Source organism: Kribbella sp. NPDC049227 (assembly GCF_043197265.1).
Lineage (GTDB): Bacteria > Actinomycetota > Actinomycetes > Propionibacteriales > Kribbellaceae > Kribbella.
The window spans coordinates 739338-760055 of sequence record NZ_JBICST010000003.1 but is presented as its reverse complement, the minus strand read 5'-3'; the positions used below and the strand labels follow the sequence as shown (position 1 = coordinate 760055).

Sequence of the window (20718 nt, the reverse complement as noted above, 5' to 3'; positions counted from 1 at the left end):
CACGATGAGTGTGATCTCCGTGATGCTCGGCAGAAACCTCAGGTACGTCAGTCACGAGACCCGTCTGGATCGGAACCGTTGGTGCTGTTCGCCTCAACCTTAGGCTCAGCGTCGACCTTCGAGTCGGCGGCGGACCCCGACTCGGACTCGGGCTCGGTCTCAGGCTCGGTCTCGGGCTTCGCCTCGTCGTCGGTGGGCTTGCCGGCGGCGGGACCGCCGGAGATGTCTTCCTGGCCGGGCCGGAGGCGAGCGCTGACGATGAAGTAGACGACGGCGATGACGAACAGGATCAGCGAGGTCCACACGTTCAGCCGCAGGCCGAGGAAGTGGTTGACGGTGTCGATGCGCAGGTTCTCGACCCACGCGCGACCGGCGGTGTAGCCGGCCACATAGAGGGCGAACGCGCGGCCGTGGCCGAGCTTGAAGCGGCGGTCGACCAGGATCACCAGCGCGACCACACCGAGGTTCCAGATCGCCTCGTACAGGAACGTCGGGTGGAAGGTGGCGAAGTTCTGGTACCCCTCCGGCCGGTGCTCGGGCGAGATCTCCAGGCCCCACGGCTTGTCGGTCGGCTTGCCGAACAGTTCCTGGTTGAAGTAGTTCCCGAACCGGCCGAGTACCTGGGCCAGCGCGATCCCGGGCGCCATCGCGTCCGCGACCGCCAGGAACGGCACCTTGGCCCGCCGGCAGGCGATCCAGGCACCGAGCGCGCCGAACCCGACCGCACCCCAGATGCCGAGCCCGCCGTGCCAGATCTTCAGCGCGTCGATCGGGTGCCGGCCCTCGCCGAAGTACAGCTCGGCGTCGGTGATGACGTGGTAGATCCGGGCCCCGACCAAGCCGAACGGGATGGCCCAGAACATGATGTCGGCCAGCACGGTGGGTGAGCCTCCGCGGGCGACCCAGCGCCTGCGGCCGAGCCAGTAGCCGACGAAGATGCCGGCCAGGATGCACAGCGCGTACGCACGGATCGGCAGGTCGAAGACGTGCCAGACACCCTGGCTCGGGCTGGGGATGAACGCCGGCACCATCACGGCGGGAATCAGACTAGACATGGCAAGTGGGAACGCTACTCGACCCGTCCCACCGCGACCAGAAACTCATGGTCACGATGGGGACTCGGTGCGTCAGCTCGCGATCGCGTCCACGGCCTTCTGCAGGCCTTCCGCGGTCAGTTGGTCGGCGTCGAGCTGCTTGTCGTTGACGTAGACGGTCGGCGTACCCGTCACGCCCCGGTCGTCCGAGGCCTTGGAGACGCTGTCGAGCCAGCCGGCGTACGTGTTGTCCTGCACTGCCTGCTGGAACTTCGCGTCGCCGACGCCGAGCTGTTTGCCCAGCTCGATCAGCTGGTCGGTGGTCCAGGACTTGCTGAAGTCGCCGTACATCTCGTCGGCGAAGCTGAGTGCCTTGCCGTTCGCGGCCGCGGCGGCGAACGCGTTGGCCAGGCGCGGCGAGGCGTCCGGGTTGACGAAGCCCAGCGGCCAGTAGGTCAGGGTGGCGGTGCCGTCCTGCACCAGCTTGTCGACGGTCGCGCCGGTCGCCTCCTCGAACTCCGCGCAGTGCGGGCAGCGGAAGTCGAGATACAGGTCGATGTGCGCCTTCGCGCCGGCCTGACCGACGGTGACGCCCTTGCCGGCCTGGCCGGGGCCGGTGATCACGGTCGGCTCGGGCCGCCCGTTCGAGCTCACCTCGACCTTGGAGTGGCCGCGCCAGTACTGCACGCCGACACCGGCCCCGAGGGCCAGCACCAGCACGATCACCACGATGATCCCGGGTGAGATCCGCCGCTTGGTCTGCTGCACCAGCGGATTCACGGGGGCTTTGGTCTTGCTCACGACGCGGTGACTCCTGTCCGGGCGGACGATTCGTTGGATGGGTCGGACTCGAGGGCGTACTTGCTCACAGGGTTCAGCCACAGCCAGGCCGCGAGCAGCAGCAGGCCGACATCCCGCAGGATCTCCTGCAGGTACTTCGTCTGGCCGGGGGCGATCTGTCCGCCGCCGCCGAAGCAGCCGCAGTCGATCGCGAGGCCGCGGGCCCAGGCGGACGCTACCGCGACGATGAACACGATCATGAAAACACCTGCGGCCACGGCCGCCGCGCGGACACCGAAACCGACGATCAACAGCAATCCGATCGCGATCTCCAGGAACGGCAGCCCCCAGCCGACCGGCGAGACCAGCCCGCTCGGCAGGATCTCGTACGCCCGGACCGCCTGCGCCGCGGTCTCCGGATCGGTCACCTTCAGCGCACCCGCCACCAGCATGACCACGCCCAGCACGAGCCGTGCCACCAGGGAGACCCAGGGGAACCACGGCTGTCGCCACGTACTCACTGGTTGTCCTCCACCAGCTTCCCGAAGTCGTGCGCCAGGTCGCCGATGGCGGCGTTCGACAACCACAGCACGTTCGCCTTGTCGTTCTTGCCGAAGCCGATCACCTGGGCACCGTGCCCGACCTCGTACCCGCCGGAGGGAAGCTTCTGCATCCCCTCCACCGCTACACCGAGGGCCTGCGCGATGTCTTTGATCGAGGTCAGCGAACCGGACAGCCCGACGAACGACGGGTCGAACCGGTCCAGGTACTTACGGATCACCGGCCCGGTGTCGCGGGCCGGGTCGGTGGTGATGAAGAGCAACTGGACCTGGTCGCGCACCGACTGGTCCAGCTTGGTCAGCGCGGACGCCACGTCGGCCATCACCGTCGGGCAGACGTCCGGGCAGTTCGTGTAGCCGAAGAACACCAGCGTGACCGGCTTCTTGGTCGAGGTGACCAGGTTGAACGGGTTCCCGCCGGTGTCGGTCAGCGTCTTCGCGGGCATCGAGAACGGCCGGTCCAGGCTCGCCCCGCGCAGACCGTTCGGGTTCTGAGTGGTGCGGATGACCGCTCCACCGGGGTTGTCCGCCTCTTCCTTGCCGCCGCTGCAGCCCGCGAGGGCCAGCAGAGCCACCGCGGCCAGCAGGAGTGCCGCGTTCCTGGTTCGACTCACGGCGGTTCTAACGACCGGCGGCGGTGCTGGGTTCCCTGCGGACACCCTCGGCCAGGCTCTCCGTGAGCCGTCGCACACCCGCCGGGCCCTCGCCGGCCTCGAGCACCTTGACGAACGCCGAACCGACGATGACCGCGTCCGCGAACGCCGCTACCCCGGCGGCCTGGTCCGCGTTCGAGACACCGAGGCCGACGCCGACCGGCACGCCGGTGGCCGCCTTCGTCCGCGCCACCAGCGGCGCCGCCAGGTCCGACGGCTTCTCCCGGGTTCCGGTGACACCCATCACCGCGGTCGCGTAGACGAAACCGCGGCACGCGGCGGTGGTCATCCGGATCCGCTCGTCGGTCGACGACGGCGACACCAGGAACACCTTGTCCAGGTCCTGCTTGTCCGCGGCCGCGATCCACTCCGCGCCCTCGTCCGGGATCAGGTCGGGCGTGATCAGCCCCGCTCCCCCGACCCCGGCGAAGTCGGCGGCGAACCGGTCCACGCCGTACCGCTCGATCGGGTTCCAGTAGGTCATCACCAGCACCGGCACGTCGGAGTACGCCGCGAGCTTCTCCACCGTGCTGAGGACGTCACGGGTCCGCAGCCCACCGGCCAGTGCGGCCTCGGAGGCGCGCTGGACCGTGACGCCGTCCATCACCGGGTCGCTGTACGGGAAACCGATCTCGAGCACGTCGGCGCCACCGTCGACCAGCGCCTTGATCGCATCGATCCCACCGTCGTACGACGGGTACCCGGCCGGCAGGTACGCGACCAGGGCGCCGCGGCCCTCGTCGTTCGCCTTCCGGATCGCGGCCCCGGCCTTGCCCAGGGCAACCACTTCACTCACGACCGGCCTCCGGCGCATCGATCAGTCCGAACCACGTGCTCGCGGTGTCCATGTCCTTGTCACCCCGGCCGGACAGGTTCACCAGAATGGTTGCCTCCGGCCCCAGTTCCTTGGCGATGTCGAGCGCACCGGCGACCGCGTGCGCCGACTCGATGGCCGGGATGATGCCCTCGGTCCGCGACAGCAGCCGGAACGCCTCCATCGCCTCGGCGTCCGTGATCGGCCGGTACGACGCCCGCCCGGTCTCGGCCAGCCACGCATGCTCCGGCCCGACCCCCGGATAGTCCAGACCGGCCGAGATCGAGTGCGACTCGATCGTCTGCCCGTCGTCGTCCTGCAACAGGAACGACCGCGCACCATGCAGTACGCCGACCTGCCCGGCGCTGATCGTGGCCGCGTGCCGGCCGGTCTCGAACCCGTCACCACCCGGCTCGATGCCGTACAGCTTCACCTCGGCGTCCGGGATGAACGCGGCGAACAGGCCGATCGCGTTCGATCCACCGCCGACCGATGCGACCGCGGCGTCGGGCAGCTTGCCGAGCAGTTCGAGCGACTGGACCCGCGCCTCGTCGCCGATGCCACGGACGAAGTCACGCACCATCGCCGGGAACGGATGCGCGCCGGCCGCCGTACCGAGGAGGTAGTGGGTCTTGTCGACGCTGGCGACCCAGTCGCGCAGCGCCTCGTTGATGGCGTCCTTCAAGGTCCGGCTGCCGCTCGTGACCGGGATCACCTCGGCGCCGAGCAGCTTCATCCGGGCCACGTTCAGGGCCTGCCGCTCGGTGTCGACCTCGCCCATGTAGACCACGCACTCGAGGTCCAGGTAGGCGCACGCGGTCGCGGTCGCGACACCGTGCTGGCCGGCGCCGGTCTCGGCGATCACCCGGGTCTTGCCCATCCGCTTGGTCAGCAGCGCCTGGCCGAGCGCGTTGCGGACCTTGTGCGCACCGGTGTGGTTCAGATCCTCGCGCTTCAGCAGGATCCGCGCGCCGGCCGCTTCGGACAACCGGGTCGCGTCGTACAGCAGGCTCGGGACGCCGGCGTACTCACGCAGCATCCGGTCGAACTCGCCGGTGAACTCCGCGTCGGCCATGGCGTCCTGCCAGGCCTGGGTCAGCTCGTCGAGTGGCGCGATCAGCGCCTCCGGCATGAACCTGCCGCCGAAACGGCCGAAGTGCCCGAGCTGGTCGGGCAGCACAGTACTCATCCGTAAAGCCTTCCAAAGTCCCCGGCCGGCCTACGGCGCGGGGGGTTCTAGTGCCGCTGCTGGATGGCGGGGTGCGATCCGGCGGCGACGAGGTCGGCGACCGAAGCACGGGGATCGCCGCCGGTCACCAGGGTTTCACCGACGAGGACGACATCGGCCCCGGCGCGCGCGAACTCGATTACATCATGCGGACCGCGAACCCCGGACTCCGCCACCCGGACCAGGTTGGCCGGGATGGTCGGCGCGACCCGGGCGAAGGTGTCCCGGTCGACCTCGAGGGTCTTCAGGTTCCGGTTGTTCACGCCGATCAGCTGGGCGCCGGCGTCCACCGCACGCCGCGTCTCCTCCTCGTCGTGCACCTCGACCAGCGGGCACAGCCCGATCGAGTGCGCGCGTTCGACCAGCGAGACCAGCGCCTCCTGCTCCAGCGCCGCGACGATCAGCAGCACCATGTCGGCGCCGGCCGCGCGGGCCTCCCAGAGCTGGTACGACGAGATCACGAAGTCCTTGCGCAGTACCGGTATGTCGACCCGCCCGCGGACCGCCCGCAGGTCGTCCAGGCTGCCGTTGAACCGGCGCTTCTCGGTCAGCACCGAGATCGCCGCGGCGCCACCGCCCTCGTACTCCCCGGCCAGTGCCGCCGGGTCGCTGATCTCGGCCAGCTCGCCCCGGGACGGGCTGGACCGCTTCACCTCGGCGATGATCGCGATCCCGTCGCCGCGGAACACCGGCATCGGGTCCTTGGCGTCGGGCTTGCGCTGCGCCTCCAGTTTGAGATCGTCCAGGCTGACCCGCGCCTGGCGCTCCGCGAGGTCTTCCCGAACCCCCACGAGAATGTCGTCAAGCACAGTCGTCATCGGTCAACTCCTCAGTGGTGGCCGTCTGCCGGGACACCGAAGCCCAGCAGTTGCATCACCTTGCCGGTCAGCGCGCCGAGTACGGCGATCGCGACCGAGATCCAGAACAGCAGCCAGTTCGGGCCGAGCACCATTGCGATGGCCCCTAGCGTGAACGCGACCAGCACGATCGCCACCGCGGTCCAGGCCGCCGGGCTGTTGCCGTGCAGGTCGTGAGCCTCCTCGCTCACCCGCGTCACCGCTTGATCGGCTGTCGTATTGTCCATGGTTGGCGCCACTCCTCGTCGTCGTCCCGTCCTATTGTGGCGGTAGCCCGCCGAGCTCAGAGAGTCGGGTCCTCTCCCGCGTCGATCGCCTTCCACTGATCGGCCGGTGTGGCGGCCGGATCACGCTCGTAACGAGCGGTCGCGCGCCGCCAGCGATGCGCTGTCAGCAAGGCGATCAGGCCCGCCGCGACCAGTGCCACTCCCCCGGCCAGCGCGAACCACGGAGCCGGACCTCCGGTCACCGAGACGTGGTCGGTGAGCGCCTGGCTCAGCTCCGGACGGATCCGTCCCAGCTCGTCCGCGCCCGGTCGCACCTGCAGCGCGACGCCGATGGCGCCCGCACCCAGCAGCAGCACCAGAGCACCCAGCACACGCCGCAGCGCCGTACCGGCGAGTTTGGTGACGACGACGGCGACCAGCGACGCCAGCGCGAGCGTCACCGGCGCCTTGGTGACGGTGTAACCGTTGAAGTCCACGACCGGCCGCCCGCTGCCCGGATCGGCCGAGGACCAGGTCAGGTACGCCGACAACCCGAGCAGGACGAGCCCGATCAGCGCCAGCAGGTCAACCAGTCGCTGCGGCTTCATCACACATCACTGAACGTTCCCGCGACGGCGATCGCGTTCAGCACCGCGGCCGCCTTGGTCCGGCACTCCGCGTCCTCGGCCGCCGGGTCGGAATCGGCGACGATGCCCGCACCCGCCTGCACGTACGCCGTCGTACCGCGCAGGACCGCGGTCCGGATCGCGATCGCGGTGTCGGCGTCGCCGGCGAAGTCCAGGTAGCCGACCACGCCGCCGTACACGCCGCGCCGAGTCACCTCGAGCTTGTCGATGATCTCCATCGCCCGCGGCTTCGGTGCCCCGGACAACGTTCCGGCCGGGAACGCGGCGGTGAGCGCGTCGAACGCGGTCCGCCCGGCCGCCAGCTGACCGGTGACCGTCGACTCCAGGTGCATCACGTGGCTGTAGCGGCGGACGTCCATGAAGTCGACCACCTCCACCGTGCCCGGTGCGCACACCTTGCCGACGTCGTTGCGGCCGAGGTCGACCAGCATCAGGTGCTCTGCGCGCTCCTTGGCGTCGGCGCGCAGCTCCTCCTCCAGCGCGTGGTCCTCCTCAGGGGTGGCACCGCGGCGGCGGGTGCCGGCGATCGGGTGCAGGATCACCTTGTTCTCGGTGACCTTCACCAGCGCTTCCGGGCTCGAGCCGACGATGTCGAAGCCGTCCAGGCGGACCAGGTACATGTACGGACTCGGGTTCGAGCGGCGCAGCACCCGGTAGACGTCCAGCGCGGACGCGGTGTTCTGCAGCTCGAAGCGCTGGGACACGACGATCTGGAACGCCTCGCCGGCCCGGATCTCCTCCTTGGCGTGCTCCACCGCCTCCCGGTACTCGGCGCTGGACCGCTGCCGGTGCGGATCCGGCTGCGCGCCGCGGTCCGCGCGGACGACGTACGACGGCGTCGGCTGGGCCAGGTCGGCCTCCATCGCGTCGAGACGGCGGACCGCGTCCGCGTACGCCTCGTCGACCCGCTCGTCGGAGTCGTCCCAGTTGACCGCGTTCGCGATCAGCCAGATCTCGCCGGTCTCGTGGTCGAGCGCGGCCAGGTCGGTGGCGAACAGGAAGGTCAGCTCGGGCAGGCCGAGGTCGTCGGTCGTTGTGTCCGGCAACCGCTCCAGCCGGCGGACGGCGTCGTACCCGAGGAAGCCGACCATGCCACCGGTCAGCGGAGGCAGGTCGGGCAGGCGGGGTGTGTGCAGGATCTCCAGCGTCTCGCGCAGCGCCTGCAGCGGGTCGCCGGTCTGCGGCAGGCCGACCGGCGGGTTGCCGGTCCAGACGGCCTGGCCGTCGCGCTCGGTCAGGGTCGCGGCGGAGCGGACGCCGATGAACGAGTAGCGGGACCAGACCCCACCGTTCTCGGCGGACTCGAGCAGGAACGTGCCCGGGCGCTCGGCCGCGAGCTTGCCGTAGACACCGATCGGCGTCTCCGCGTCCGCGAGCAGCCGGCGCGTCACCGGGATCACGCGGCGGTCCTTGGCGTACTCCCGGAAGGTCTCGAGGCTGGGGCTGTTCACGGTTTCCTTCGCGATCGTGGTCTCGGTGACGCTCTGGCTCACGGTTTGACCTCGATCTCGCCGTGCTCAAAGCAACTGCGGGTCCCGGTGTGGCAGGCCGGGCCCTCCTGGTCGACCAGCACCAGCAGGGTGTCGGCGTCGCAGTCGACGAGGATCTGCTTGACGTGCTGACGATGGCCGCTGGTCTCGCCCTTGACCCAGTACTCCTGCCGGCTGCGGGACCAGAACGTACTCCGTCCGGTCTCCGCGGTACGGCGTACCGCCTCGGCGTTCATCCAGCCCACCATCAGGACCTCGCGCGTGTCGTATTGCTGCACCACTGCCGGGATCAGCCCGGCCGCGTCGAAGGTCAGCTCGTCGATGCTCACAAACCCATTGTCGCCGATGCACGGCCGCCGCCTGACCGCGGGCAGAATCTGTCAGGATGGCGAGATGACATCGAGTGAGGCGAGGGTCCGGGACGTCCTGACGGCGCAGCCGGTGATCGACGGGCACAACGACCTGCCGATCGCGTTCTACGAGTTGTGCGACTACGACCTGGACGCACACGACCTGAGCGGTTCGGTGCCGCAGCTCCACACGGATCTGCCGCGGCTGCGAGAGGGACAGGTCGGCGCGCAGTTCTGGTCGCTGTGGGTCCCGCAGGACGAGCACTCCGTCCGGCGGACGTTCGAGCAGCTCGACTTCGTGCTCCGGCTGGTGAGGCGGTTCCCCGACGCGCTCCAGCTGGCATCGACCGCCGCCGACGTCGACGCGGCGATCAAGGCCGGCCGGGTCGCCTCACTGATGGGGATGGAGGGCGGCCACTCGATCGGCGAGTCCCTCGGCGTACTGCGGGTGATGCGGGAGCTCGGCGTCCGGTACATGACGCTGACCCACAACAACAACGTGTCCTGGGCCGACTCCGCGACCGACGAGCCCGTGCTCGGCGGACTGAACGACTTCGGCGAGGAGGTCGTCCGGGAGATGAACCGGATCGGCATGCTGGTCGACCTGTCGCACGTCTCTCCCGACACCATGCGGCACGCGCTGCGGGTGACCAGCGCGCCGGTCATCTTCAGCCACTCGTCGTCCCGGGCGGTCTGCGACGTACCTCGGAACGTGCCTGACGACGTACTGGAGACGCTCGCCCGCAACGACGGTGTGTGCATGGTCACCTTCGTCCCGTACTTCGTCTCCCAGGCGTACGTCGACTGGGTCGCGAGCGCCCGCGAGGCAGCGGAGAAGCAGGGCCTGGACCCGAACGAACCGGAGACCCGCAAGCGGCTGGCCGAGATCTACGGCAAGCCCAAACCGCTCGCCACTCTGGCCGATGTGGTCGAGCACGTCGAGCACGTGCGCGAGGTGGCCGGAGTCGACCACATCGGCGTCGGTGGCGACTACGACGGGTGTCCGGAGTTCCCGGTCGAGCTCCCGGACGTGTCGTCGTACCCGGCCCTGTTCACCGCCCTGGCCGACCGCGGCTGGAGCGACGACGAACTGGCAAAGCTTGCCGGGGGCAACATCCTCCGCGTACTCCGCGCCGCCGACGACGTGTCCTAGTCGTTGCGGTACAGGTCGCGCTTGTCCGGTAACTGCTCGAAGCCGGCTGCCTTGTAGGTGGCGACGGCTCCGACGTTGAAGCCGGGCGTGCACACGATCGCGCTGGACGAGCCCAGGTCCTGCAGGGCTCGCGCCGCCGCGACCGTGATGGCCTGGCCGTAGCCGCGGCCGCGATGCAGCCGGTGCACCCCCATCGGCTCGAGCAGTCCCGGCCTGCCCTCCCCGGCCGACCACACGGTGACGGCCGCCACGGACTCACCGATCTCGTTGCGCCCCACCAGGCATCGCGCGTCCGCGTACGGCACGCCGTCGGCCATCGCGTGCCAGCGCGCGTCGGTGAACGTGGAGCCGTCGAACGACGCCCGCTGCACGGCCGTCCGCTCGTGCGCCTCCTCGGCCCCGATCACGTCGACGCGGAGGCCGGGATCGGGCACCGGCTCGCTCAGGTCGCGTCGCAACGGCACCCACGGGTCGTCCGTCATCCACCCGTCCTTGAACAGCAGGTCCTGGACGAGCGAGCCCATCGGGGCCTCGACGTACACCTTGCCCTCGATCAGGACATTGCGCTCCGGCGCGGAGACGTCCTCGGCCAACTGCTGCGCGAGCTCCTCGTCATGCTGCAGGTCCGGCGCGATCGCCAGGCGGATCAGCTCCGGCTCGTCGAGCATCCCGGCCGCGACGACCTCGCCGTCACGGCTCCACGTCCTGGTGGCAGCGGCCGTCCGCTCCGCCCCGAACCGCCAGAACCACCCGAGATCGCCCGGATGCAACTGGATCGGAGCCGCATCGTCCTGCCACTCGCGCAGCGCCCGCACAACGTTGCCGAGCTCATCAACCGCCGGTGTCCCCAACACAATCGCCATACCGGCATCACACACCACGGCGCCGACAGTCCGCACCCTGGTTTCCCGGCGAGTCACCGGGAAGTGTTTGCGTTCTGGGCGATCGGGCACGGGGCGGGCTCAGTGAAACCAACGGATGGAGTGGGCTGTGCTTACCCTGACTGAGAACGCGACCCTGGTGATCAAGAGCATCACGGGGGTCGAGGGCGCGCCGGAGGGGGCCGGGGTGCGGATCTCGCAGGAGAACCCCGCGGATCCGGCGCTCGCGGTGACGACGACCGAGGCGCCGCGGCCCGGTGACCAGGTGGTGGAGGAGGCCGGAGCACGCGTGTTCCTGGAGCAGAACGCCGCGAACGCCCTGGACGACAAGATCCTGGACGCAGCGGTCGACGACAAGGGCGGTGTCGAGTTCCTGCTGGTGCCGCAGCCGGGAGCCGGTCAGCAGAACGGCGCTGCCCCGACCTCCTGAGCATGACCGTGGGTGCGGCCGGGACCCATCCTCCCGGGTCCCGGCTCCATCCCGTCGCCCAGCGGTCAGGCCCAGCTGGTCAGGCGACGCTGCGCTGCGCGATCCAGCTGTCGTGCAGGCGCTCGTACACCCCGCCGGCGCCGACCAGGTCCGCGTGCGCGCCGCGCTCCACGATCTCCCCGTTGTCGAAGACCAGCACCTCGTCGGCCGCCTCCGCGGTCGACAACCGGTGCGCGATGGTGACCGACGTACGCCCGGCCATCAGCCGCTCCAACGCCGCGTTGACCCGGACCTCGGTGCCGGGGTCGACGGCTGACGTCGCCTCGTCGAGCACCAGCAGGTCGGGGTCCGCGATGTTCGCCCGGACCAGCGCGACCAGCTGACGCTCCCCCGCGGACAGCGACTCACCCCGTTGCCCGACCGGCGAATCCAGTCCGTCCGGCAGCGACTCCAGCCAGTCCGTCAGGCCTAGCGACTCGAAAGCCGTCACCAACTCCTCGTCCGTGACCTCCGGACGGCCGAACCGCACGTTCTCGGCCAGCGACGCGTCGAACAGGTAGCCGTCCTGCGGCACCATCACGACCCGCTCGCGCAGCGACTCGAACGAGATCTCCCGCGCGTCCACGTCGTCCAGCAGCACCGAACCCGAGGTCGGATCCATCAACCGGGTCAGCAGCTTCGCGAACGTCGTCTTGCCCGACCCGGTCTCGCCGACGACCGCGACCCGCCGATGCGGCTCGATCCGTACGCCGACGTCCCGCAGTACCAACTCGCCTTCGGGGTAGGCAAAGTCCACGTCCGCGAACTCGACCGTGATCGGCCCGCGCGGCTGCTTCACCCCCGACTCGCCCGGGTCGACCACGTCGGCCGGCGTCGCGATCACGCCGAGCACCCGCCGCCAGCCGGCGAACGCACTCTGCGCATCAGTCAGCACCTGGGTCGCGATCTGCACCGGGTCCGAGAACAGCGCCACCAGGAACATGAACGCGAGGAGCTCCCCCAGCGTCGCCTGCTTGTCGACACCCAGCAGCACACCGACCGACAGCACGCCGGCGTTGGCCAGACCCGCCGCCAGACCGCCGATCGAGAACGTCACGCCCGTGAGCGCCTGAGCCTTCGTCGCCTGTCGCCGATAGTCCTCGATCGAGGTGTCGATCCGGTCCTGCGTCCGCTTCTCGATCGCGTACGCGCGGACCACCTGCGCGCCGACCACCGGCTCGGCGACTGCGGACAGCATCTCGCCGACCTTTGCCCGGACCACGCCGTACGCCTTCGACATCGCCCGCTGCAGGTACTTCAGGCTGGCGAACAGCGGGATGAAGCACAGCAGCACCACCAGCGCGAGCTGCCAGGAGTAAACGAACATCACCACGGTCGCGAGCAGCATCTGGCCGATGCTGACCAGGAAGATGAACCCGCCGAACTGCAGGAACTGCGAGACCGTGTCCACATCCGACGTGACCCGGCTGACCAGCGCGCCGCGCCGCTCGGTGCTCTGGGTCAGCACCGGCAGGTCGTGCACATGGCGGAACGCCTTGATCCGCATCGTCGCGAGCCCGTTCTCGGAGTTGATCGCGAGCCGCACGGTCGTCAGGTACGACGCTCCGGCCGTGACGAGGATGCCGAGTGTGCAGACCACGCACATCCAGGCGACGTACGACATGTCCGCTCCGCCCGGACCGGACAGCCCTTTGTCGATCGTCTGCTGCACCGCGATCGGTACGACGATCCGCCCGGCCGTCATGGTCAGCGCGAGGATCCCGGTGACCCACCACCCGTTCGCCAGCTCGGGCGACACCTTCAGCCCTTGCCGCAGGGTCTCGAGACCACCGGCGTCATCGCCATGGTCCAACCGGCTGGCTTCTGCCGCACTCACGCGGATGCTCCTTCCGAGTCCAGATCGTCGATCTCCGCGGCCAGATCCGCCTCTTCCTGGCGTCGCTCCGCGTCCTTCTCGTAGGCGTCGACCAGATCGCGGTAGGCGGCCGACTTCTCCTGCAGTTCGGTGTGTGTCCCCTGCGCCGTGATCCGGCCCTCGTCCAGGAACAGCACCTCGTCCGCGAGCGAGATCGTCGCCTTCCGGTACGCGATCACCAGCACGGTCGTCGCCGCGTCGGCGTCCTGTACGGCGGACCGCAGCCCGGCCAGGATCCGCGCCTCGACCTGTGGGTCGACCGCGCTGGTGGCGTCGTCCAGGATCAGCAGGCGAGGACGCCGTACCAGCGCGCGGGCCAGGGCGATGCGCTGCCGCTGGCCGCCGGACAGCGTCGTACCGCGCTCGCCGACCTTGGTGTCCAGACCGTCCGACAACTGCTTCACGAAGCCGTCACCCTGGGCGATCCGCAGCGCATCCCAGACATCCTCGTCGCTGTAGTCGCCGCCGAGCGTGATGTTGCCGCGGATCGTGTCGTCGAACAGGAACGCGGTCTGCGCCACCAGCGCGACCGATCCGGCCAGCTCGTCGCGGGCCAGGTCCCGCAGGTCGACGCCGTCGACCTTGACCGCGCCCTGCTCCGGATCGACCAGCCGCATCAGCAGCGTGGTCATCGTGGACTTCCCGGCGCCCGTCGGCCCGACCATCGCGACGGTCCGTCCGGGGTCGAGGGTGAAGTCCACGCCGGCCAGTACGTCGCGGTCCGGCAGGTACCCGAACCGTACGCCGGCCACCTGCAACCGGGCTGCCTTCGTCGAGGTCAGCCGCGCCTCGCCGTACTCGATCCCGCCTTCGGCGGTCAGCACCCGCTGGATCCGGTCCCAGCCGACGACCGACCGCGGCAACTCACCGAGCACCCAGCCCAGCGCGCGGATCGGGAAGCCGATCAGCGTGAACAGGAACGCCACCTGGACCACGTCGCCCGCGTCCGCCCCACCCGACCGCACCCGCGCGACGCCGACCAGCAGTACTGCGAGCACACCGAGCCGCGGCAGGCCGTCGATCACCGGGTCGAACAGGCCGCGGGCCTTGTTCACCGCGATGTTCGCGTCCCGGAGCTGGTACGTCGGTTCCCGGAAGCGCTCGGTCTCGGCGGCCTCGCGACCCAGCGTCTTCACCACCAGCGCGCCGTCGAACGACTCGTGCGCGACCTCGGAGACGTCGGCACGGAGCTGCTGAGCCCGGGTGGCGAGCGGCTGGAGGTAGCGCTGGAAGATCACGTTCGCCACGAACACCAGCGGGAACACCAGGCAGCCGACGAGCGCGAGCCAGGGGTCGGCCGCGAACATCGCCACGGTCGCGAAACCCAGCATCGCGAGCACACCGATCGCCATCGGCAGTGGAGCGATCACGAACCAGGTCGACTCCACATCCGCGTTGGCGTTCGACAGCAACATGCCGGTCGAGTGCTGGTGGTGCCACTCGAGCGGAAGCTTCAGGTACTGCCGGGTGACCCGGCGGCGGTACGTCGCCTGCAGCCGGAACTGCATTACGCCGGCTCCGAGCCGCCGCCCGACCACGCCGATCGCGTTCAGGATGGCGATCCCGATGAACAACCCGATCAGCGTGGCGATCGCGCCGACAGTGGTGTGACCGCTCTCGAAGGCGGGCCGGAGGACGTGATCGGTCGCCCAGCCCAGCGCCCAGCCGCCGGCCACGGTCATCGCTCCGTAGAGCATGGCGGCGACCACGGAGAAGGCGAAGATCCAGGGCTCCTCCCAGATCGCGACCCGCAGAACTGCGAGCCCCCGCCGGGTCACACTTCCCTTGTCGGGGACTTTCGGCTGCAAGACACTCTCCAGGGCAGTCAGGTGCGAACACCAGGCACAAGCATGACAACGATTGACATTCTGCCATTCCCCGCGACCCTTCCTGTCTTCTTTTTCTCCTCGGGCCGGCCGGTGGAGAGAAAGAGAAGAGGCAGTTGGTAGTTGAAGTTAGGATCGGATTCGTGACCGACTACAGCCGGGTAGAACGACTTGCTCTGTGTGATTTGTTCGATCAGCTCGGGCCGGATCAGCCCACGCTGTGTGAGGGCTGGACGACGTACGACCTCGCCGTGCATCTGTATGTGCGGGAGGCCGATCCGATGGCGGGACCCGGCATCATGATTCCGGCCTTGTCGGACACCACCGCGCGGCGGATGGCGCGGGCGAAGCAGCGCTACAGCTTCGCCGAGGTCGTTGACAAGGTCCGCAACGGGCCGCCCCGGGCCTCGATCTACGCGTTCCCGAAGTTCGGCCACCAGCTCAACACCACCGAGTACTTCGTGCACCACGAGGACGTCCGCCGGGCCCAGCCGTCGTACGAGGTCCGCACGCTGCCGGCCGAGCAGCAGGAAGGCCTGTGGAAGGGCGTCCGGCTCGGCGCGAAGTCGTTCCTCCGGAAGGCCCCGAGTGGCGTGGTGCTCAGACTTCCCGACGGTACGACGTCCGTCGCGAAGCGACCTACCGAGCGCGGGTCCGTGACGGTGACCGGCGAGCCGGGCGAGCTGGTGCTGTTCTGCATGGGCCGTCAGCGGGTGGCCGACGTCCGGCTCGAGGGTGACGCGGAGACCGTCGAGCGGCTCCGCACCGCGTCATTCGGCGTCTGACTTCGCGGCGGCGCGCCGGCGACGCGCACGCTGGACCAGACTGCTGAGCAGGGTGGTCAGTACGACGAGCACGATCGCGGCCAGCACGCCCTGCCACGGCTCGTCGAACAAGGCGAAGCCGAGGAGCCCGATCGCCATGTAGACCGCCGCCCACAGCGAGGACGCGGCCAGGTCCACGACCGCGAACCGCTCCCAGCTGTACCCGGCCAGCCCGGCCGCGAGCAGCACCGGAACCCGGCCGCCCGGGATGAGCCTGGACGTCAGCAGGACACCGATCTCGTGGTCGGACAAGCGGTCGCGCAGTGCGTCCAGGGAGGCGTTGTCGCGCAGCCAGCCGATGCGTTTGGCCAGCCGCTCGCCGCCGAACCGGCAACCGGCGTACACGATCAGGTCGCCGACGTACGCACCGGCGGCACCGGCGATCAGGACGCCGACCAGCCCGATCGGATTGCTGTGCAAGGCCAGCACGGCACCGGCCGAGACGGCCGCGCCGGTCGGCAGCACCGGCAGGACCGCTCCGATCAGAACCGCTCCCGCGAGTGCGAAGAGATACCAGAGGTCGAAGCGCGTGTCGCCGCTCATCCGCGGACCTCGGCCGACTCGCCAGGCAGCAGGAGCTCCACCCGCACCGCGGGATCCAGCTCGGCCATCGCGGCCTTGAACCTGTCCCCCGGTGGCAGGAACAGCTCCGGCTTCAGCCAGTCGCACCCGATCGGCCAGAACGTCCCGAAATGCACCGGCACTGCCGTCGTGGCTCCGACCCGCTGCACCGCTTCCGCGGCGCGAACCGGATCCAGGTGCCCCTCACCGAGCGACGGACCCCAGCCGCCGACGGGAACCAAGGCCACGTCGACCGGACCGGCTTCCGCGGCCAGACCGTCGAACAGGTCAGTGTCGCCGGCGAACCAGACACTCGGCGAGCTATCCACGCGGTAGCCGAGAGCAGGTCCGGCGTACGACGACCATGGCAGCCGGCGACCGTCGTGGTGAGCAGTCACCGCGGTGATGTCGAGGGAACCGATCCGCACCTGGTTGCCCGGGGCGACCTCGATGCAGCGGTCCGACAGCGCGGCGCCCTGGTCCTGGTGGATCAGCTTCGCCGATCCCCGCGGCACGACCAACGCCGCGTCCGGTGCGACCAGCGCCAGCGACGGCAGATGCAGGTGGTCGGAGTGCATGTGCGACACGAGTACGGCGTCACACCGGCCCGCGTCGGGCAGCGGGGCCGGACCACGGCGACGGCGCAGATGCGCGATGCGCGAGGTCAGGACGGGGTCGGTCAGGAGCCGCGTGCCGTCCGCCTCGATGGTGGTGGTGGCGTGCCCCCACCAGGTGATCCGCACGCGTCAGGCCTCCACACTCGTCTCGACCGGCTTGTCCAGGTCCTTGCGATGGCCCAGCAACTCCAGCCAGCTGATCAGCAGTCTGTGGACCGCGTCGGAGCCTACGGGAGGCTCAGCCAGCACCCAACGACTCGGGTGCACCAGGACGGCGTCGGTCTGCCAGCCGCCGATGCCACCGTGGCACCCGACCAGCTCCTCGAATGCCGCCACCTCGTGCGTGTAGTCGTCCAGCCGGCTGATCACGACGATGTCCCCGTTGTGCGGCATCTCCGCCTGCCACAGCAGCGACTCCGCCGCGTGCTCGCCGTACGGCGTCAACGGGTCGGTGCCCTCGATCCGGCCGGTCCGCAGGACGTGCACACCCGCACCGCCGATCGCCACCGGCCCCTCGGCCAGCGAGTCGACCACCACGAAGCCGATGCCGGGGTGAGTGGCGAGACCGGGGATCAGCTTGGGGTGCAGCAGCTCGATCTCCTCCAGCGGCACCCGGCCGGGCGTGGTGGCGAGGTAGAGCAGCGCCAGGTTGCCCGACGCCGTCACGACCATCTGCTCGTCGGCGGCGACCGGCGGCTCGCAGTCCTTCGGGCCGAGCTCCACCTCGCCGCGGGTCGCTTTGCCGTGCAGCGCCTTCCGGGTGACCGAACCAGCGACGCTCCGGCGCAGGCTCAGCTCGGTCAGGAACGCGTTCACCGGTCCCCAGCCCTCGGCCTTGCCGACGGCCGCGACCGGCTCCTTGGTGGTGTCGACCAGGTCGTCGACGACCTCGGTCAGGGTCCGGCCGTACCGCTGCAGGAAGGTCGAGCCCTGGCTCTGGCCGTGGTCGGACAGGACGACGATCTCGTACGAGTGCGGCAGGATGTCGATGATCCGCTGCAGCGCACCGAGCACCCGGTCCAGACCCTCCAGCGTCTGCAGGGACTCCGCCCGGGTCGGCCCGGCGTGGTGCGCGACCTCGTCGTAGTCGACGAAGTCGCAGTAGATCACCGGGGTGCCCCTGACCAGCTCGTCGGTGATCAGCGAGACGTTCAGGTCGCGCAGCAGGACGTTGGTGATCGCGCGCAGGAAGATGTAGGCGCCGCCGCGCTTGACCCGCGGGACCAGGTGGCGAACCCGCTGGCGCCGGGCCTGGTGCAGCTCCTTGAAGATCTCCGCGAAGCACAGGATCAGTCCGCGCGCGGCGCCCTGCGGGCTGGAGAAGAACCGCACGTAGCCCCGGCTGCGGCTGTTCGGCAGCGCGGCCCGGCTGAAGACCAGTTCGCACTTGTCCGCGTCCCCGGACCAGTTGTTGCTGATGCTGACACCGCCGTCGGCGAGCAGGCCGCGCCCGGTCGACATCCGGGTCTCGATCTCGGCCGCGTCCCGGCCCCGGTTGGTCACCATCACCCGGCCGGTTTCCTTCTCGTACCACCGGAACGCCGGGATGTGCTTCGAGCCGCCGTGCAGGATGCCGGCCTGGCTGGCCGGAGTGGTCGCCGGTACGCCGGTGTGCCAGCCGACCATCGAATGCTTGCCGTCCCGGATCCAGCCGCCCAGGTTGGGCAGGTTGCCGGCCAGGACCATCCAGTTCAGCAGCGGGGCGGACAGCCCGTCGATCTGGATGATCAGCATCCCGGTCTTCGGCGCCGCCTCGATCTTCCGCGCCCTCCGGTGCACGACCCGCATCACCTCGGCAACGTACGCGTCGTCGCTCCCGGCGTAGGCGATCCAGCCGACGAAGGCGCTGACCGAGGCCATCACGACCGCGACCAGCAGCGGCGCCCCCACGCCGCCGTGCAGCGTCACGCCGGGGTCCACCGTGATGCCGAGGTAGACGACGCCGAACTGCGAGAGCAACCCGCCGACCAGGACGCCGATCGACCCGATCAGGATCGCGACCCCGGCCAGCACCCAGCGCATCACGATGCTGAAGAGCGCGAGCAGCAGGACCAGGCGCAGGATCGGCAGCCGGCCGTCACTGCTGATCTGCGGCAGCGTCCAGAACGTGATGACGAGCGAGATGAACGACAGCAGGCCGCCCAGCAGCATCGCCTGCAGTCCCCGGCCGGTACGGCGCAGGTCGAGCCAGAACGGCCGTCGTCGCCGGTCCGAGACCTGCTCAGGTGGTTTCGCCATGGCCCGCTTTCGTGCTCCCCGTCCGTCCTGCTGTGCTGTACCGAGGGTACGAGGCGTGCTGCAGCACAGTTGCACCGCGCCACGCAATGGACGGGTGGTTCCCGGGTCGGAGCCGGGGTACCGCCGGGTGATTCCCTGAGCCGGCAGCTTACTGAGGCTCGAGACAGTCGCCTTCCGCCTCCCCCACCGCCGGAGGCGACGCTCTACTGCAGCTCGAGATAGTCAACCTCTGTGTAGAGATCGCCCTTCGTCAGGCGGATGGTGTTCCAGCCGGCGTTGAGCGTGACCTGGACCGAGCTCTGCTGCCAGTTGTCCCAGCCGGTGACCGGGTAACCGACCGAACCCTGGTTGTTGCCATTGACAACCAGGCCGTGGCTGGCGGTGGCGCCGGAACCGTTCGCGTAGCCGACGTGCAGGGTGTAGCCGCCGGCGACGGGCGCGAACACCGAGTTCTCCACCCACGAGTCGGCGAAGTCGATGTAGGCGACCACCTTGCCGTCCGAGGCGCCGGCGGCGTTCGAGCGGACCTGGCAGTGGTTCAACGTGCCGCGCTCGGCCTCGTACCGAACCCGGCTGCCCCGGACGACCGGGTAGTCGTTCGCCCAGCCGACGTCGGCGACGTACAGGTGACGTGACCCGTTCACCCATCCGTGCACGAACACCTTGTCCCCGACGAAGTCCGCGCCTCCAGGCCCGCAGATGTGGTTGTCGAACGTCGCGGTCGTCATCAGCGGCCGGAAGGCGGTGGTCCACGGACCGCTCAGGCTCGGCGCGGTCGCGTACGACGTGAGGTAGTTGCAGTCGGTGTAGCCGCCACCCGAGAAGAACAAGACGTACTGGCTGCCACGCTGGACCAGGTCCGGCGCCTCGATGATCCCGCTGGACGTCAGCAGTGCGGTGTTCCCGCCTGCGAGCGTCGTACCGTTGTTCGCCGTCCGCGTGAGCCAGAGCGTCGACGGCTGCCCGATCGCGTTGCCGTCGTTCTTCCAGACCAGGTAGCGGGTGCCGTCGTTGGCGACGAAGGTGTTCGCGTCGATCGCGCCACCGAGTTCGAGCGGGCAGATCAGCGGCGCGCTGCCGACCGGGCTGAACGGGCCGAGCGGTGAGGTCGCGGTCGCGACGCCGATGCACTGCCGCCCGGACGCCTTGTGCCAGGCCGTGTAGGTCAGGGTGTAGGTGCCGTCCGGGTTCGCGTACACGTCCGGCGCCCAGGTCCGGCCGGGTTGCGCCCAGCCCGCGGACGGGCCACCGGGCATGGCGTCGCCGCGGATGGTCCACGGCCCGCTCGCGCTCGGCGCGCTGGCCACCGGCACATGCCCGCGGCCGTTGTTGGTCGAGTAGGCGTACCACGTGCCGTTCTGCTCGAAGGCGTCCGGATCGGGGAAGTCCTCGCCGATGATCTCGGCCGGGAACACTGCCGCGGTAGCTCGCTGGGGCGCGGCCTGCACGGGCGCCGAGAGCAGGGCGGCCAGGCTGAGTGCGGCCAGCGCGGCCACCAGAAGTCGTCGGAACATCAGTACTCCTCAGGTGGGGCGGAACCTGTGCGGAGCAGTTTTCCATCGATTCACCTGGATGGACAGAGCGGAATCGCGCCGATCGCTGGACCTGGAGCGATCCGGGGTACAGACTCCCGCTGTTGGTTTCCGCCTGGGTT

At 69.6% G+C, this 20718-nt stretch carries 21 protein-coding genes; 3 read left to right on the top strand and 18 right to left on the bottom strand.

Annotation, left to right across the window (positions count from 1 at the left end):
• Positions 1-47 precede the first annotated feature (47 nt).
• The 11 genes from lgt to hisI all read right to left on the bottom strand — a co-directional run bounded on the left by lgt (position 48) and on the right by hisI (position 8598).
• A complete protein-coding gene (gene lgt / locus ACGFH6_RS15845; protein ID WP_393384237.1) occupies positions 48-1055 on the bottom strand; it encodes a prolipoprotein diacylglyceryl transferase in 1008 nt (335 codons plus the stop codon).
• A 72-nt stretch (positions 1056-1127) separates the two neighbouring features.
• Positions 1128-1835, bottom strand: a complete 708-nt coding sequence (locus ACGFH6_RS15840; protein WP_393384235.1) for a DsbA family protein — start codon at positions 1833-1835, stop codon at positions 1128-1130.
• The gene (locus tag ACGFH6_RS15835) at positions 1832-2335 is read right to left on the bottom strand and encodes a MauE/DoxX family redox-associated membrane protein (protein ID WP_393384233.1); all 504 of its coding nucleotides are present in this window, start codon (positions 2333-2335) and stop codon (positions 1832-1834) included. The genes ACGFH6_RS15840 and ACGFH6_RS15835 overlap by 4 nt, the downstream gene beginning before the upstream one ends.
• Positions 2332-2988, bottom strand: coding sequence for an SCO family protein (locus tag ACGFH6_RS15830; protein WP_393384231.1), 657 nt, complete (start codon positions 2986-2988; stop codon positions 2332-2334). The genes ACGFH6_RS15835 and ACGFH6_RS15830 overlap by 4 nt, the downstream gene beginning before the upstream one ends.
• A 7-nt stretch (positions 2989-2995) precedes the next feature.
• A complete protein-coding gene (gene trpA / locus ACGFH6_RS15825; protein WP_393384229.1) occupies positions 2996-3823 on the bottom strand; it encodes a tryptophan synthase subunit alpha in 828 nt (275 codons plus the stop codon).
• On the bottom strand, positions 3816-5030 hold the full coding sequence (gene trpB, locus ACGFH6_RS15820) for a tryptophan synthase subunit beta (RefSeq protein ID WP_393384227.1): 1215 nt from the start codon (positions 5028-5030) through the stop codon (positions 3816-3818). The genes trpA and trpB overlap by 8 nt, the downstream gene beginning before the upstream one ends.
• A 47-nt stretch (positions 5031-5077) precedes the next feature.
• Entirely contained in the window at positions 5078-5887 is an 810-nt protein-coding gene (trpC, locus tag ACGFH6_RS15815) for an indole-3-glycerol phosphate synthase TrpC (protein WP_393384225.1), read from the bottom strand.
• An 11-nt stretch (positions 5888-5898) separates the two neighbouring features.
• Positions 5899-6153, bottom strand: a complete 255-nt coding sequence (locus tag ACGFH6_RS15810) for an HGxxPAAW family protein (protein WP_131351915.1) — start codon at positions 6151-6153, stop codon at positions 5899-5901.
• A 56-nt stretch (positions 6154-6209) separates the two neighbouring features.
• Entirely contained in the window at positions 6210-6740 is a 531-nt protein-coding gene (locus ACGFH6_RS15805) for a Trp biosynthesis-associated membrane protein (protein ID WP_393384223.1), read from the bottom strand.
• Positions 6740-8272 (bottom strand): anthranilate synthase component I, encoded by a 1533-nt coding sequence (locus ACGFH6_RS15800; protein ID WP_393384221.1) that lies wholly within the window; start codon positions 8270-8272, stop codon positions 6740-6742. Before ACGFH6_RS15800 ends, ACGFH6_RS15805 begins: the two co-directional genes overlap by 1 nt.
• Positions 8269-8598: a phosphoribosyl-AMP cyclohydrolase gene (gene hisI / locus ACGFH6_RS15795; protein ID WP_360452871.1), complete on the bottom strand. Its 330-nt coding sequence runs from the start codon at positions 8596-8598 to the stop codon at positions 8269-8271. The genes ACGFH6_RS15800 and hisI overlap by 4 nt, the downstream gene beginning before the upstream one ends.
• A 64-nt stretch (positions 8599-8662) precedes the next feature.
• On the opposite strand from hisI, the gene ACGFH6_RS15790 reads away from it, so the two are divergent.
• Complete coding sequence (locus tag ACGFH6_RS15790; RefSeq protein ID WP_393384218.1) at positions 8663-9772, top strand: dipeptidase; 1110 nt, start codon at positions 8663-8665, stop codon at positions 9770-9772.
• Here ACGFH6_RS15790 and ACGFH6_RS15785 read toward each other — a convergent pair.
• Positions 9769-10635, bottom strand: coding sequence for a GNAT family N-acetyltransferase (locus ACGFH6_RS15785; protein ID WP_393384216.1), 867 nt, complete (start codon positions 10633-10635; stop codon positions 9769-9771). The genes ACGFH6_RS15790 and ACGFH6_RS15785 overlap by 4 nt on opposite strands.
• Before the next feature lie 127 nt (positions 10636-10762).
• Here ACGFH6_RS15785 and ACGFH6_RS15780 point away from each other — a divergent pair, with 127 nt between their 5' ends.
• Positions 10763-11083, top strand: coding sequence for a Fe-S cluster assembly protein HesB (locus tag ACGFH6_RS15780; protein ID WP_131351896.1), 321 nt, complete (start codon positions 10763-10765; stop codon positions 11081-11083).
• A gap of 79 nt (positions 11084-11162) precedes the next feature.
• On the opposite strand, the gene ACGFH6_RS15775 is transcribed toward ACGFH6_RS15780, so the two are convergent.
• Positions 11163-12959 carry an ABC transporter ATP-binding protein gene (locus ACGFH6_RS15775; protein ID WP_393384213.1) on the bottom strand — a complete coding sequence of 599 codons (1797 nt, stop codon included), beginning with the start codon at positions 12957-12959 and terminating at the stop codon, positions 11163-11165.
• Complete coding sequence (locus ACGFH6_RS15770; protein ID WP_393384211.1) at positions 12956-14806, bottom strand: ABC transporter ATP-binding protein; 1851 nt, start codon at positions 14804-14806, stop codon at positions 12956-12958. Before ACGFH6_RS15770 ends, ACGFH6_RS15775 begins: the two co-directional genes overlap by 4 nt.
• 161 nt (positions 14807-14967) lie before the next feature.
• Here ACGFH6_RS15770 and ACGFH6_RS15765 point away from each other — a divergent pair, with 161 nt between their 5' ends.
• Entirely contained in the window at positions 14968-15609 is a 642-nt protein-coding gene (locus ACGFH6_RS15765; protein ID WP_393384209.1) for a TIGR03085 family metal-binding protein, read from the top strand.
• Here ACGFH6_RS15765 and ACGFH6_RS15760 read toward each other — a convergent pair.
• From ACGFH6_RS15760 to ACGFH6_RS15745, 4 genes are all read right to left on the bottom strand, one after another.
• Positions 15595-16191: a DedA family protein gene (locus ACGFH6_RS15760; RefSeq protein ID WP_393384207.1), complete on the bottom strand. Its 597-nt coding sequence runs from the start codon at positions 16189-16191 to the stop codon at positions 15595-15597. The two genes, ACGFH6_RS15765 and ACGFH6_RS15760, sit on opposite strands and share 15 nt — an antisense overlap.
• Positions 16188-16952, bottom strand: coding sequence for an MBL fold metallo-hydrolase (locus ACGFH6_RS15755; RefSeq protein WP_393384205.1), 765 nt, complete (start codon positions 16950-16952; stop codon positions 16188-16190). The genes ACGFH6_RS15760 and ACGFH6_RS15755 overlap by 4 nt, the downstream gene beginning before the upstream one ends.
• A gap of 3 nt (positions 16953-16955) precedes the next feature.
• Complete coding sequence (locus ACGFH6_RS15750; protein ID WP_393384203.1) at positions 16956-19064, bottom strand: alkaline phosphatase family protein; 2109 nt, start codon at positions 19062-19064, stop codon at positions 16956-16958.
• Between the two features lie 203 nt (positions 19065-19267).
• Positions 19268-20578 carry a family 43 glycosylhydrolase gene (locus tag ACGFH6_RS15745; protein ID WP_393384201.1) on the bottom strand — a complete coding sequence of 437 codons (1311 nt, stop codon included), beginning with the start codon at positions 20576-20578 and terminating at the stop codon, positions 19268-19270.
• Positions 20579-20718 lie beyond the last annotated feature (140 nt).